The organism is Streptomyces sp. NL15-2K (assembly GCF_030551255.1).
GTDB lineage: Bacteria > Actinomycetota > Actinomycetes > Streptomycetales > Streptomycetaceae > Streptomyces.
Genome location: NZ_CP130630.1, coordinates 1,601,157 through 1,615,773 on the forward strand (window position 1 = coordinate 1,601,157; position 14,617 = coordinate 1,615,773).

Annotated in this window: 9 protein-coding genes and 3 pseudogenes; 6 read left to right on the top strand and 6 right to left on the bottom strand. The window is 71.2% G+C overall.

Features of this window, described 5'->3' with window-relative positions:
- Together Q4V64_RS06555 and Q4V64_RS06560 are read right to left on the bottom strand one after the other, a co-directional pair.
- The gene (locus Q4V64_RS06555; protein ID WP_124445603.1) at window positions 1-1,866 is read right to left on the bottom strand and encodes an HSP90 family protein; all 1,866 of its coding nucleotides are present in this window, start codon (window positions 1,864-1,866) and stop codon (window positions 1-3) included.
- A 103-nt stretch (window positions 1,867-1,969) separates the two neighbouring features.
- Complete coding sequence (locus Q4V64_RS06560) at window positions 1,970-2,956, bottom strand: hypothetical protein (RefSeq protein WP_124445602.1); 987 nt, start codon at window positions 2,954-2,956, stop codon at window positions 1,970-1,972.
- Between the two features lie 270 nt (window positions 2,957-3,226).
- On the opposite strand from Q4V64_RS06560, the gene Q4V64_RS06565 reads away from it, so the two are divergent.
- From Q4V64_RS06565 to Q4V64_RS06580, 4 genes are all read left to right on the top strand, one after another.
- On the top strand, window positions 3,227-4,483 hold the full coding sequence (locus Q4V64_RS06565) for an EfeM/EfeO family lipoprotein (protein WP_124445601.1): 1,257 nt from the start codon (window positions 3,227-3,229) through the stop codon (window positions 4,481-4,483).
- Window positions 4,480-5,694 carry an iron uptake transporter deferrochelatase/peroxidase subunit gene (gene efeB, locus Q4V64_RS06570; RefSeq protein WP_124445600.1) on the top strand — a complete coding sequence of 405 codons (1,215 nt, stop codon included), beginning with the start codon at window positions 4,480-4,482 and terminating at the stop codon, window positions 5,692-5,694. The genes Q4V64_RS06565 and efeB overlap by 4 nt, the downstream gene beginning before the upstream one ends.
- Before the next feature lie 185 nt (window positions 5,695-5,879).
- Complete coding sequence (locus tag Q4V64_RS06575; protein ID WP_124445599.1) at window positions 5,880-7,781, top strand: alkaline phosphatase family protein; 1,902 nt, start codon at window positions 5,880-5,882, stop codon at window positions 7,779-7,781.
- 262 nt (window positions 7,782-8,043) lie between these two features.
- Complete coding sequence (locus Q4V64_RS06580) at window positions 8,044-10,104, top strand: zinc ribbon domain-containing protein (RefSeq protein WP_303709155.1); 2,061 nt, start codon at window positions 8,044-8,046, stop codon at window positions 10,102-10,104.
- Window positions 10,105-10,509: 405 nt separating this feature from the next.
- On the opposite strand, the pseudogene Q4V64_RS06585 reads toward Q4V64_RS06580, so the two are convergent.
- Window positions 10,510-10,791: pseudogene (locus Q4V64_RS06585) on the bottom strand (UTRA domain-containing protein); the annotation flags it as partial.
- Window positions 10,792-10,795: 4 nt separating this feature from the next.
- On the opposite strand from Q4V64_RS06585, the pseudogene Q4V64_RS54795 reads away from it, so the two are divergent.
- Window positions 10,796-11,260: pseudogene (locus tag Q4V64_RS54795) on the top strand (ABC transporter permease subunit); the annotation flags it as partial.
- Window positions 11,261-11,565: 305 nt separating this feature from the next.
- The gene (locus tag Q4V64_RS06595; RefSeq protein ID WP_124444263.1) at window positions 11,566-11,769 is read left to right on the top strand and encodes a cold-shock protein; all 204 of its coding nucleotides are present in this window, start codon (window positions 11,566-11,568) and stop codon (window positions 11,767-11,769) included.
- A 210-nt stretch (window positions 11,770-11,979) separates the two neighbouring features.
- On the opposite strand, the pseudogene Q4V64_RS06600 reads toward Q4V64_RS06595, so the two are convergent.
- The 3 genes and pseudogenes from Q4V64_RS06600 to Q4V64_RS06610 form a co-directional block, all read right to left on the bottom strand.
- Window positions 11,980-12,182: pseudogene (locus Q4V64_RS06600) on the bottom strand (acetyl-CoA C-acyltransferase); the annotation flags it as partial.
- 364 nt (window positions 12,183-12,546) lie between these two features.
- Window positions 12,547-13,551, bottom strand: coding sequence for a pectate lyase (locus Q4V64_RS06605; RefSeq protein WP_124444262.1), 1,005 nt, complete (start codon window positions 13,549-13,551; stop codon window positions 12,547-12,549).
- Window positions 13,552-14,172: 621 nt separating this feature from the next.
- Entirely contained in the window at window positions 14,173-14,601 is a 429-nt protein-coding gene (locus tag Q4V64_RS06610) for a transcriptional repressor (RefSeq protein ID WP_124444261.1), read from the bottom strand.
- Window positions 14,602-14,617 lie beyond the last annotated feature (16 nt).

Genomic DNA, 14,617 nt, shown 5'->3' on the forward strand with positions numbered 1-14,617 from the left:
TCAGCTGTCCTTGCGGAGGGCCTGGGCGAGAAGGTCGAGGAAGGAGCGGTTGATGAGGCTCGATTCGGCCGGCCTGAGCGGGCGCCGGGACAGCATCGCGGCCTGCCCGTAGAGGGCTTCGGCGCTGGTGCGGGCCAGCTCGGGCTCGGCGATGGTGACGGCGGTGCGGACCAGCGGGTTGAGCTGGTTGAGGATCAGCTGGGCCCGCGGGGCCTCCTGGCGCAGGGCGCCGAGGATGTCGCCCCAGATGCCGCCCTCCTGCTCACGGGCGAGCTGGGAGCGGGTGCGCTCGTGCCGGGCCTCGCGGCTGTCGACGAGGAGGGCGGGGGCGGAGGCGGGCTGGAAGGTGCGCAACGCTACGTCGCAGTCGAAGACGGCGAGGGCGTCGCGGGCCAGGGCGAGGTAGGCCGCGGCGGCCAGTTCCGTCTCCCGGTCGACGGGGTCGAGGTGGGCGGTGAGGGTCGCCGGGTCGAGGTCGGCGACGCTCGCCTCGGGCCTGATCTCGGGCAGCCGGTGGACCAGTTCACGGTCGTAGGTGTAGCCGCCGTTGACGACGCCGAGCCCAGCGGCCGAGGCGATCGCCGCGACCTGCCGGAACTCCTCCACGCTCGACGTCACGAGCACGGTGCGGTGGGTGCGCGCGAACTCGTCGAGGGTGGTGTGCCCGTCGGTGGTCTCGAACGGCAGCCAGGGCAGCAGCATCCGCAGGATCTCGTCGTCGTGCACCGCGAGCGACTTCACGGCCAGGTGGTGGGCCTGGAGGAAGCGGCCGAGCAGGTCCGGGTCGCTGGCGGCGGCCCGGGCGATCCACGCGCGCAGCCGCTCGGCGAGGGCGTCGCGGACGGCGGCGAGCGTGTCGTCCTCGTACAGGGACTCGCGGGACGCCGTCGGGCGCAGGCTCTCGGCGTCGACCACGCAGCGGACGAAGAACGCCCACTCGGGCAGGATCTCCTCGGCCCGCTCGGACAGCAGCATGCCCTTGACGTGCACGCGGTGGCCGTGTCGGCGCCCGGCCGGCACCGCCTCGGGCAGCACGCACGCGATGCCCTTCAGGCCTACGGCGGGCAGGTCCAGCTCGATGGTGTCCAGGGGCTTGAAACCGAAGACCTCCTCGCCGAACGCGGCCAGCGCGCGGGTACGGGCTCCCGGCGTGGGGTACGTACGTGCCCAGGGCGCGGGCTCGGGGTTGACGGACGCCCCCGGACCACCCTGGCCACCCGGAGCGCCTGTGCCGTCGTCGAAGGTCACCGGGTGGCGCAGCAGGGAGCCGAAGTGCCGGGCCAGCGCGTGCACCTGCGCCGGGCGGGTCCACTCGCCCGCGTCGGCGCGCGGCGTCAGCGTGACGGTGGTGCCGGGCCGGGGGCGGGCGGAGGCGGGCAGGGTGCGGACGGTGTAGCTGCCGTCGCCGCGTCCTCGCCACTCCACGGCGGGGGCGTCGGGGGTGCGGGCGGAGCGGCTCAGGACGTGGATCTCGTCCGCGACCAGGAAGCAGGAGAGCAGGCCGATTCCGAACTGGCCGATGAAGTCGCCGCGTTGCTCGGCGATGCCCTCGGCACGCTTGCTGCTGCGGCCGATCGTGGCGAGGAAGGCGTGCACGTCGGCCTCGGTGAGACCGACGCCGTCGTCCTCGACGCGTACCACCGAACCGTCGGCGTACAGGCGGATGCCGAAGGCGTCGGCGGGTGCGCCCGGCTCGAGGCCGTGCCGGGCGGTCAGCGCGTCCACCGCGTTCTGCAGCAGTTCGCGCAGGTAGACGCGAGGGCTGGAGTAGAGGTGGTGGGAGAGGAGGTCGACGAGGCCGCGCAGATCCACCTGGAAGGTGCGGTCGGCGCCGGCCGGGTGGACGGGGGTGTCGGGCAGAGTCATCGGGCAGTCCGGAGTGGGAGGGATTGGGGGGCTGTTTTGAAAGTCCCGTGCTGTGGGGGACTTTCAAAACACCCCCTCGGGCGGGATCGAGGCCGGCGTGGGCTCAGGCGCGGCGGTGGTGGCGGGCGAACTGCTTCTCGGGCTCCGCGAAGTAGGTCCAGGGCCACTTGGTGTAGGCGCCGTCCAGGGTTTGGAAGACGCGCCGGACCGTGTGGCGCTCACCGGCCAGCGACAGGGCCATGGCGAACATGTTGAAGTCCTGCTGCCAGCCCGGTCGCCACACGTAGGCGGGGTGCAGGATGCTGTGGTCCGCCGCCTCCCGCAACTGCGCCTGGATCTCGGAGGTTTCGAGGTAGTCCCCGCGGTCCGACTCGACCCACTCCTCGATGTACGCCATGGCGAGTACGCAGCCGAGGCGGTGCCCCTGCGGAGCGCGGGCGACCGCGTTCTGGGCGAACGCCAGGGCCTGCCCCGGTTCGCCGCCCCAACGGGGCTGCAGCTGCGACACCCACTCGAGATGGGTCTCCAGGTCCAGCGGGTCGCGGCGCAGGGCGGCGTCGAGCCGGGTCTCGTTGACGGCGGTGCCCAGCGACATGCCGCGCCCGGAGGTGAGGAGCCGGCGCCACGGAGTGACCCATTCCGGTCGCAACTCGGCGGCCTCGAACAGCTGCTCCTCGGCGATGTGGAGCCGCTCGTGGAAGACCCGCCACTGGTCCTGCGTGACGTTCACGGCACGCTCGGCGGTGCGCGCCTCCCAGCCCCAGATGATGTGGCGCGCGCCGGATATCAGCAGGGCCGTCGCCCGGTGCTCCTTGTCCTCCTCGACGGGCCGGCCGATCCAGTCCTGCAACCCGTCCAAGTCGGCGAGCTCGCCCAGGACCGCGTGGTCGCGGCCGAGATCGAAGGGGGCCAGCGCCGCCTTGACCGCCTCCCAGTCACCCGCGTCGGCGGCCTCCACCAGCGCGAGTACCCGCGCGTCCCCGAGCGCGCGCAGCGTGTACATCCCGTTCTTCTGTCTGCGCGGGACGGGAAGGGCGTGCGGATCCGCCGCCGGTCTCTCCGCACCCCTGCCGAACAGCTTGCCGAACATGCCGCGCCCTCCCCTGGTCCCGCCTGATCGTCCGCTGCAGCATAAACGGCCCCACCGACAACACTTCCACAGGGTTTTCACGAGTGTTTCACGGTCCCGGCACCGCCCTCATGACCGGTCGGGCCATGGCACTGCCGGGTTCGCGGGTGAACTGCGGACGAATTCTGGCTATTCCTCTGGTCAGGAGCCGGTCAGGAACGCGGATGCGGCCCGTTGGCCTGCTTACGCTCGACCCGCCGCCTCGTTCGTACGACTCCCAGGAGGCCCGGCGTGCCCGAACCCGCCCTCGGCTCCGACGCCGAATCCGGTCCCGTACCGCCGCCGCCCGGACGCAACCGGCGGCGCGCGGTGCTGCGCGCGGGCGGCACGTTGGTGGCCGCGGCGGCCGTGACGGCAGGCGCTCTCGCGGTCGCAAGCTCCGGTGAGAGCACCCACAAGTCGTCCGGGGCCGGCGGCCTGCGGCACACCAGCGTCGAGGTGACCCCCTCCGGCTGCGGACGCGGCTGGACGCACCCCGCCGCGGGCCGCCAGGTGTTCGACCTGCGCAACACCTCCAGCACGGCGACCGAGGTGTATCTGACCGATCCGAGGACCGGAGCGGTCTACGGCGAGGTCGAGGGGCTCGCCCCGGGCACCGTGCGCCCGCTGCGGGTGACCCTGGGCGACGGCACGTACGCCTTCAAGTGCCTGCCCGACGACGCGGACGCCGTCACCGGCCCCGCCGTCCGCGTCACCGGCGCGAGCGTCAAGAGCGGCCCGGCGGCCGTCCCCGTCTCCCAGCAGGACCTCATCCCGCCGACGCTCGCCTACCAGAAGTGGATCCAGGCCCGCACGGTCGAACTGGTCGAGAAGACCGACGTGCTGCGCCACGCCGTCGACCGCGGAGACCTCGCGACGGCCCGTGCCGCCTGGCTGCCCGCACATCTGGTGTACGAGCGGATGGGAGCCGCCTACGGCACGTTCGGCGACGCCGACGCGGAGATCAACGGGACCACGGCGGGGCTGTCGGGCGGGGTAGACGATGCGGACTTCGCCGGCTTCCACCGGGTCGAGTACGGGCTGTGGCACGGAGAGTCGGCAAGCAGCCTGCGCTCACCGGCCGACCGGCTCGCCAAGGCCGTACACACGTTGCGCGACAGCTGGCCCGGCCAGCGGATGGATCCGGCCGATGTCGGCCTGCGCGCGCACGAAATCCTGGAGAACGCCCTGCAGTTCGAGATGACCGGCCGCACCGACTACGGCAGCGGCACCAACCTGGCCACCGCCCGCGCCAACCTCGACGGCACCCGCGTACTGCTCGGGTACCTGCGCCCGCTGCTGAAGACCCGTGACAGCGGCCTCGCCGGGCTCGACTCCTGGATGGACCGCACCCAGCACACCCTCGACGCCTTCGACCACGACGGCCGCTGGACACCGCTGTCCCAACTCACCCGCGGACAGCGTGAGAAGGCCAACGCGGACGTGGGCGAGCTGGTCGAGCGGCTCGCCGACGTGGCCGCCCTCATGGACGTACGGAGGACCGCGTGACCAACGTAGGTCGCCGGGGCTTCCTGGCGGGGGCGGCCGCCGTGGCCGGCACCGGACTCGTGGCCGCCGACCACGGCGCGGCATCCGCCACCGCGCCGACCCGCGAGCTGGCGAGCAGCCCCTTCCACGGCCGCCACCAGGCCGGAATCACCACCCCGGCGCAACGCGCCACCGCGGTCGTGTCCTTCGACTCGACCGCCGAGAACCGCGGCGAACTGACCGAGCTTCTGCGCACGCTCACCGACCGGGCCCGGTTCCTCACCACCGGCGGCAGCCCGGACTCACCGGGCATCACCGCTCCCCCGGCCGACTCCGGCACCCTCGGCACCGACATCCCGGCCGACCGGCTGACCGTCACGGTCGGCGTCGGCGCCTCGCTCTTCGACGACCGCTACGGCCTCGCGGACCGTAAGCCGCACCGCCTCACGGCCATGCCGTCGTTCCCCGACGACGACCTGGACGCCGCCTGGTGCCACGGTGACCTGAGCGTGCAGTTCTGCGCCGCCCACCCGGACACGGTGCTGCACGCCCTGCGCGACGTCACCCGGCACACCCGCGGCGGCCTGCAGGTGCGCTGGCGCATGGACGGCTTCGTCAGCCCGCCTCGTCCCTCCGGCACCCCCCGCAACCACATGGGCTTCAAGGACGGCACCGCCAACCCCGACGCACGCGACGCCCGCGAGATGGACCGCCTCGTGTGGGTGGGCACGGGCAGCGGCGAGCCGGACTGGACAGCCGGCGGCAGCTACCAGGTCGTACGGCTGATCCGCATGCTGGTGGAGTTCTGGGACCGGGTCTCCCTCACCGAGCAGGAGCGGATGTTCGGCCGCGCCCGCGACACCGGCGCACCCCTGGACGGACGCCACGAGACCGACACCCCCGACTACCCCCAGGATCCCAAGGGCGACGTGATCCCGCTGGACAGCCACATCCGGCTGGCCAACCCGCGCACCCCCGCCACCGACGACCAGCGCATCCTGCGCCGCGGCTACAACTACGACCGCGGCATGGACACCAACGGCAACCTCGACATGGGCCTGCTGTTCTGCTGCTACCAGCAGGACCTGGCCCGGCAGTTCGAGACCGTGCAGAAGCGGCTGGCCGGCGAGCCGCTGGTCGACTACGTCACCCCGTTCGGGGGCGGCTACTTCTTCGCCCTGCCCGGAGTGCGCGACGCCTCCGACTGGCTGGGGCGCGGCATGGTGACCTGATCCCGCCGCCCCATACCGGTCAAGAACAGCTCAAAAGACCATGAGGATTTCCTGACCGAACGTTCGCTCTCAGGTCGTTGCCGCTCCCCCGCCCCGCCGCCACGATTGCCCAGGATCGAGTCGTAGATGCCATGACCACTTATGTCGTGGCAGCGGAACTCAGTGCTCCCGGAAGGCGAGACAGCATGATCGGCACAGGAAGAACCCCAGGCGCGCGGAGCCGGTTGGCTCGCGTGGGCGCTCTGCTGGGCGCCGCCGCCCTGGCGACCGCGGGCGGCGCCGTCCCGGCGTCGGCGGCCTCGGCGCCCGGCGGTCACGGCCTCTCGGGCACGCGGACGGCGACGCCGATCAAGCACGTGGTGGTGATCTACGACGAGAACGTGTCGTTCGACCACTACTTCGCCACGTACCCCCAGGCCGCCAACACCGACGGCACCAAGTTCGAGGCCGCGGCACGCACGCCGAAGGCGGACGACCTCCTCACCGCCGGGCTGCTGACGAAGAACCCCAACCTGTACGCGCCCAAGCGGCTCAGCGGCTCGCAGGCCATGACCTGCGACCAGAACCACTCCTACGGCCCGGAGCAGTACGCGGCCGACGGCGGCAAGGCCGACAAGTACGTCGAGAACACCGAAGTCAGCAAGTGCAGCGGGCTCTTCGGCGAACCCGGCCTGGTGATGGACTACTACGACGGCAACACCGTCACGGGCCTGTGGAACTACGCCCAGCACTACGCCCTCAACGACCGTTCCTTCAGCTCGGTCTACGGCCCCTCCACGCCTGGCGCGCTCAACCTGATCTCCGGCCAGACCCACGGCGTCGTCTCCGTCGACCCGGCCTCCGGCACCGAGGACCCGAAGCAGACCCAGGCACCCGACTCGTACACCGTCCTCTCCCCCGACGCCCAAGGCGTCGGCACAGTGATCAACGACCCCGACCCGGCCTTTGACGACTGCTCGGACAAGGACCACACCGCCACCAACGCGCTCGCGGCCATGCGGGGCAAGAACATCGGCGACCTGCTCAACGCCAAGGGCGTGACGTGGGGTTGGTTCCAGGGCGGCTTCCGCCCCAGCACTCCCTGGGACGGCGAGCAGGGCAGCTATGCCAAGTGCGGCGGCGCCACCCACACCAACGTGGGCGGCGCGGCGGTGGAGGACTACAGCCCCCACCACTCGCCGTTCCAGTACTACAAGTCGACGTCCAACCCCCACCACCTGGCCTCGAAGAGCATCGCCGAGATCGGGCACAACGGCCGCGCCAACCACAACTACGACCTGACCGACTTCGACGCCGCCCTCACGGCCGGCAACCTGCCCGCGGTGAGCTTCCTCAAGGCCGCCGAGTACCAGGACGGCCACGCCGGCTACTCCGACCCGGTCGACGAACAGCACTTCCTGGTCAAGGAGATCAACGCGCTGCAGCAGTCCCCGGAGTGGAAGTCCACCGCGGTCGTGGTCGCCTACGACGACTCCGACGGCTGGTACGACCACGTCACCTCGAAGGTCCTCAACGGCTCCAAGGACTCCACCCTCGGCTCCAACGGCAAGGCCCTCGACAGCCCCGACTGCCAGTCCGGCCCGGCCGCCGCCGGCGGCTACGCGGACCGCTGCGGACCCGGCACCCGGCAGCCACTGCTGGTCATCTCCCCCTACATCAAGGTGAACACGGTCGACCACACCGCCACCGAGCAGGCGTCGATCACCCGGTTCATCGAGGACAACTGGCACACCGGCCGCGTCGGTGACGCCTCCTTCGACCAGCGCGCCGGCACCCTCACCAACATGCTCGACTTCCGGCACCCCAACAACCAGCAGGTGCTGCTCGATCCGGACGGCTCCGTCAAATCCGTGAAGGACATCCCCCGCCACACCGGGACGGCGAAGGCCACGTCCACGCACGCCGCGTACCCGCCGTACGTCCAGGACCTCAAGGCACAGAACGTCGCCGACAGCGGCTCCGCATCCCCGGCCCTGCCCATCGCCGTCGCGGCCGGCCTCCTCACCGCGGGCGCCACCGGCACCCTGCTCGCCCTGCACCGCCGCAGGACACGCACCGGGCGCACGGCCGCGGCCGTCCGACCCTGACGGCTCCGACACCACCTGGGCGGCCGTGACCGGCTCACTGTCCGAAGTGAGACGAACCGGATCACGGCCGCCCGGCTCAGGGTTATCCACAGTGGACTGATTCGCCTGGTTTTCCTGGGTGTTGCTCTGATCTTCCGGTCGCCTCGGGGGTATCTCCGATTGCTGCGTGACCTTTGCGGGGTGGGACGCGTTGGGTACATGAGTCCGACGATCGGACAACTGGGCTCGGTGGGGGCCTCGGGTACGGGTGGGGGGTGTAGGGGTGCGGCGGAAGGTCTGGCTGGGTGAGGGGGAGACGGAGCGGGTGGCGTGCGCGTCGGCGTCCGCGTTCCGGGGCCTGGATGCCGTCAGCGGTGAGGTGCTGGGGGTCGATGCGCTCGGCAATCGGGTGGGCTGGCTGACCGCTCTGGTCGAGAGCATGTGCACGTCAGTGACCGGCGCCCGTTGGAACCGTCCGGATCTGGCCCGGCTCGCCTCCGGCAAGGACCGGTCGGGGGTGCGCTTGCCGTCGAACGCGTGGATGGCGCTGCGGATGCTGGGCTGGGCGGCCACCGTGCCCGAAGGACTGTACGTTCCTGACCGGGTGCGGCGGGTCGCCGAGGAGCAGGCCGGGCGGGCGCTGCGCTCCGCCTGGTGGCGTACTCAGATCACCGACGCGGTACTGGCCACCTGGCCCACCGGCAACCCCGATCCGATGCGGCGCACCGCGGGCGAGTGGGAGGCGCTGCGGGCCGCCTGTCCGGACGGGCAAGCGGTGGCGGCCTCGGTGCTGCGCTCCCGTACCCGGCAGGTGGCCGCCTTCCACACCACGCATGGTCGGCTGCCCGCCGACCTGTGCGAGCTGGAGGCGGCGCCGGACGGCGGCCGTCAGGTGGTGCTCGCCGCCGCCGACAAGCAACTGGCCACACTGACCCGCTGCGAGGACGACCCGGCCCACTACGCGGTCCTGACCGTGCGCCTGCCGGTGCGGCCCGACCCCCGCACCCGCGCCGACTGGCACCCCGTGGTGATCCGGTTCCGCCTGCCGCCCACCATCCCCGTCACGGCCGCCCTGCACGCCCCGACCCTGCGCCTGCGCGGCGGACGCCTGCGCCTGGACCTCGCGCACACCACCGCCGTGCCCACGACCCGGCGGGACGGGCATGTGCGGGCGGTGGCCTTCGACTACGGCCTGAACACCCTCCTCACCGGCGGGACACTGACCCTGACCGGCGGCACCCAGCCGGCCGTGCACACCGACGCAAACCCTGTCTTCTTCCGTGCGGACGGGGTGCTGGCCAAGGCCGACCGGCTGCGTGTGCTGGCCGAACAGCTCTGGGCCAAGGCCGCCCACCTGCAGTCCCTGACCGACGGCCACACCGCATCCGGGCTGCGCCCCGATCCGCTCACCGCGGCGAAACTGGCGGTGCTGCGCACCGAGCACGCCCGGGTGAGCAAGCGTCGTACGCGGCTGAACGAGCAGCTCGCCAAGGCCGCCGCCCACTTCATGGTCGGCCACGCCCGCGCCGCAAGAGCGTCGGTGATCTACCTGGAGGACCTGCGGGACATGGAGGCCCGGGGCAAGGGCCGCACCCTCAACACCCGCCTCTCCTCCAGTGTGCGCGGACAGATCGTCACCCACACCCGCCACCAGGCCGCGAAATACGGCATCACGGTGGTCATCGTCCCCGCCCGCGGCACCTCCAGGTACTGCCCCAGATGCCTGAGCGCCTTCCGCCACCGCGCCGCCCCCGACCGCACCACACCGGGCTGGAAATGGGCGAGCTGCCCCAACACCGCCTGCGGATACAGCACCGACCGGGACGTCGCCGCCTGGCAGCGGATCGGCGCCCGCGGCCTGCAACACCAGCACACAACCGTCCTGGACCGCGCGAGTGGCACCTACGTGATCCGCCGCACGATCAAGGAGCTGGACCAGCCGGTCCGGCACACCACCCACCCCAGGCCCGCCCCCGAGTCCGGTCCGCAGCACACTGCCGCGGACCGGACCAAAGCGGGCCCCACGAGAAAACGCCCTGTGCCCAGGCAGCGACGCAGGGCCCCCGCCCCACCCGGAACACCCGCAGCGCAGACCGCCGTTGCGGGCCCGAGTGGAAAGCGTCCGGCGGGGCGGAAGCCCCAGCCACCCACCCACCGCACCCAGCGGCGGCGCAGGCGGCAGGCACCGCACACGATGAGCACCCCCACCCGGCACCAGCCACACGGGGCCAGACTCGGCGCAGGCTTCCACCTGCACACCCACGCCACCCCCGTCACACGACGGATACAGCCCGGGGCACAGCCGAGATCACTTTTCCCTCTACGACCGGGCGCGCAGCCATGATGAGCCCGGGGCGCACTCGGGCGCGGAGAGCCAGGCACAGGAGCGATCAGTACCGGGTACGGCGAGTGCCAAGGAGGGTTATCAGCCGGAGCGCGGCACGACGGCGGGCAAGCCTTTGGAGGGCGTCGAAACCGAGGAGCGCGACCGTCGGGAGCCGGACGGCGACGGGGAATCCGATCACCGCTAGGCCCTGTCGTCAAATTCCCGTCGTCCGCCAGAAGGGCGGGCCGCGCGCCCGCCGCGGCAGCGACTGATGTCCGCGTAGGTGCGTGCTGTCGGGGTGCCGGGTGTAGGCCACGGCCGCTTCCGGCAGGGCGTCGGCGGGGTACGAGTCCCAGCGGACGCACCTGTCCTTCTCCCGGACCTGCGGTTCGCCCGTCCACCGGCGGGCCCCGGACAACACAGCTAGTCCGCCGTCTTGCGCGCCAGCGCGTTGTTCCCGATCGAGTTGTGCACGCTGAAGCTCACGGCGTCCGAGCGGTAGCGGTCGTCCGACCACTCCGCCGGGCGGCCTTCGTGGGTGGTGGTGACCCGGCGAACCCGCAGGAGCGGACTCGTCCGGCGCACCCTGAGCAGCTCGGCGTCCTGGGCGCCCGCCGCGACCGCGTCGATGACGTGCTCGCCGTAGGCGAAGACCACCCTTGTGTCCTCGTAGAGCCGTTGGGTGACGGATGGGCAGTCCGGCTCGTACGTCGAGGTCGTCTGCTCACTGCCCTTGGTGGTACCGCCCATCGCGTTCGTCGCGGGAATCGGCACGGTGTTGAAGTGGGGACCCGAGTACCTCTCCCGCACGCCGCTGTTCGAGACCTTCGTGGCGATCCAGAACCCGGGCTTCCCTTTCGTCCTCGTCCTGGCCTACGTCGTGATGGCGCTGCCCTTCGTGTACCGGGCCCTGGACTCCGGGCTGCGTGCCATCGACGTGCGCACCCTCGTCGAGGCCGCCCGCAGCTGCGGGGCGAGCTGGCCGCAGGCGCTGGTCGGCGCCGTGCTGCCCAATCTGCGCCGGGCCCTGCTGAACGCCTCCTTCCTCACGCTGGCGCTGGTGCTCGGTGAGTTCACCGTGGCCCAGCTGCTGGGCTTCCAGCCGTTCGCCGTGTGGATCGTGAGCGTCAGCGGATCGCAGGCCCAGCTGTCCGTCGCCGTCTCCGTGCTCAGCGTCTCAGATGAGCTTAGGTTTTCCTGGGTGGGGCTGGGCTTTCGGCCCGCCCCGCGGTGGCTCTTCTCGTCGGTCATGTCCGCCCTCCCATCGGCGTCGCGGCTTTGCCGGGTTCCCGTGGGACGAGCGCCGGAAACCCACCTGGACCGGCGGTCACGTCCGGGACAACGACCTCAGCGGCAACGCATCGACGGCGAGGCGCCTCGGATGGCCGCGTTTACCTCCGCCGACCGTGGGAAGCCGGAGACGATCAAAGCACAATGGCGCAGCAGCGGACTCGCACTGTGCCCATGAAGGAGATCAAAATGGCTACGGGCACTGTGAAGTGGTTCAACGCGGAGAAGGGTTTCGGCTTCATCGCCCAGGACAGCGGTGGCCCCGACGTGTTCGTCCACTACTCGGCCATCGCCAGCACCGGATACCGAGAGCTCAACGAGGGCCAGAAGGTCCAGTTCGACGTGACGCAGGGGCCCAAAGGACCCCAGGCCGAGAACGTCACTCCGGCCTGACCCCGACCTGCTGCCAATAGCGCTGGAGCCCGGTTGGCGAGACCGGGAAACCGGCGCATCAGGGGAAACCGTCGCCAGTTCGTGACGACCCCGTCGAAAGGCAGCATCACGACGGTCAGCATTTCGAACGGAAACAGAAACCGGGCCGGGCGAAGGATCGCGCACCCGCGCCGTGGCCCGGCCGCCGTCAGGGTCGACGCGGGGACGCCAGGCGCGGGCGGACGAGGCCAGTCGGAGCACCGGAGTCAGTCCGAGTCGGTGGGCGGTCTCGGCGGTGGTGACCAGGCAGTCGGCGGACGCGTGGTTCTGGCCGCTGGCGTTCCCCGCGGTGACCGTCGCCTCCGGACCCGTCTTGGCCATAGTGGCCATGACGCGACGAGCCGCTCCGCCGTGGTGTCGGGCCGGAGGTGCTCGTGCCGCTCCCTGGGCTTCTGCACCTCCCCCGGCCCTGACCGCGCGCTCTCGCGAACGGCATCCGGCCGCGCGGGGCGGGCGTCGCCCGCGTAATCACCGAGCTGGCATCCTGGCCCGCGGTGGTCCAGGCGAGAACTCCGCCTGTCCGCCTCCAGAGCCCCGGCATCACGTTCGCGATCACCGCCCTGCGCCGGGGAGCCCGCTCTGATCCACCCGCCGGGCATCGCCCTGATCCACCCGCGCGTCTCGCCCTGATCCACCCGCCGGGCATCCACCGCCCGGCACAGGGTTGCCGGACCGCATTGAAAACGGGTCCGGCAACAGGTCCGGCAAACCCTTGCCCGATCGTCGGCGCGCGACGGTTCAGGTGCCGATCTTGCCGACGCCCACCCCGGCCCGAACGAGGGAGGGCACGTCGGCCGCCGGGTCCAGCGTGTACGAGTAGTAGGTGCGCGGCTCGGTCACCGTGCCGTTGGTCTCGCACGCACCCGACCCGGTGAAGACGTTGCCGCGCTGCACCAGCCGGCCCGGCCCCGACTGGTCGTACCCGCTGGCGGAGTAGCAGGGGTGCGGAACGCTCTCGAAGTAGTTGCCCTCGACCACCACGCCCGCGTTCATGGTCGATGCCACGCCGTAGATGGAGTTCCCCTTGTAGTAGTTGTTGTAGACGTGCACCGGCTCACCGAACCGCACGCGCGGATGCCGCTGCCGTGAGCCGTCGAAGAAGTTGTGGTGGATGGAGACCTTCAGCTTCCCGGCGTCCTGGGTGCCGTTGCCGTCGGAGTGACCGAGCAGCATGCTCTTGTCGGTCTTGTTGAACCAGTTCCACGACACGGTGACGTACTGGGAGCCGCGGACGACGTCGATCGCCCCGTCGACCGCCCCGACGAACTCGTTGTGGTCGATCCAGATGTGGTGCGACTCCTGGCCCACGTTGACGGCGTCGTCCTCGGCATTGGTGAACTTGATGTTCCGCACGATGACGTTGTAGGAGCGGTAGAAGTCCAGGCCGCCGCCGTTGATGACGCCCGAGGAACCGACCCCGACGATGGTCTTGTTCGGGCGCACGCCCTGCTTGCTGGTGATGTTGATGGTGCCCTGCACACGGATCACCAGCGGACCCGTGGTGTCGATGTACTCCAGGAACTGATCGGTGGTGGTGGCGGTCACGGTCGGGCCACCGGCTCCGCCGGTGGTGCCGTTCTGGCCGAGCGCGTTGACCGCGGCGAAGCCGGTGGGGGACGTCTCCGCCAGCGGCGCCGGGGGCTGCGCGGCGGCGCTGCCACTGCCGGCCGGCACCGCCGCCGCGCCGAGGAGCAGCGCGAGAGCGAGAGCCGGAACGGTGCGCGTGCTGCGTAAGGACCTCATGCGGTTCCTCCAGGGATGAGTGAACGGATCTTTCCGGCACCCGCGTTCGCCCGCACCAACCCGGGACCCCAGGACAGAAAGCGCTTTCTAGATTTCCTGAATGGTAATCAGATGTTTTGAGCATGTCAACGGTCGCGGCAAGCGTCCGGCGTGTTCGACCTGCCGCACGAACTGCCCAAGCAGGAAGCGCTGAGGGGCCATTTCTCAGCAAGGGCAACGACCCGTTGAAGTGGCGGGAGTTGAACGACGGCAAGCCCGTCCTTACCTCCACGCTCGGCGAGAAGGGCCGATCGTCCGCGCCGGCCCGGATGTCGACGGCATCGAGGGCAACAAGATCCAGCCGGGCGGCACCATCCCCGGTCCGGGCAGCCCGAAGTGGACGGCCGAGGAGGGAGCGCCCTGCGGAGGCCGCGGCAGCGACTCCGCGACCGTGACCGTCGCCGACGCGGCCCCGGCGATCAGCTCCGGCGCCGGTCCGCAGTCCGCAGTCCGCAGTCCGCAATGTCAGTTGGCCAACTCACCACAGTCACCGCTGTTGTCTACGACAACTCCACGGCGAGGGCCATCGGCTTCATCACGGTCGGCGTCCACCGACCGCGAGCCGGTCGGCTCAGGCCCGCATCAGCGGCAGCGGTCGCAGACACCGCTGAGTTCGAGGGTGTGTTCCAACTCGGTGAAGCCGGTGGTCTCGGCGAGGCGGGCGGCCCACTCCTCGACGGCCTCCGCGTCGACCGGCCGGCTTCGGCCGCAGTCGCGGCAGATGAGGTGGTGGCGGTGCTCGCCGGTCGGTCGCTGGAGGTAGAGCCGCTCGCCGCCCTCGTCGCGTACGACGTCGACGAGCCCTGCGCGGTCCAGTTCGCGCAGGGTGCGGTAGACGGTGGTGAGCCCCACTGTGCTGCCGGTGCCCGCGAGCCGGGTGTGCAGTTCCTGCGCGGAGATGAACTCGCGGCAGCGGCCCAGGGTTTCGAGCACGGCCCGCCGCTGCCGCGTGCTGCGCAGCCTCGCGGCACGGACCCGCCCGCTCCTCGCTTCCGCCTCCGCTTCACCCATCCCCGGACTCCTCGGT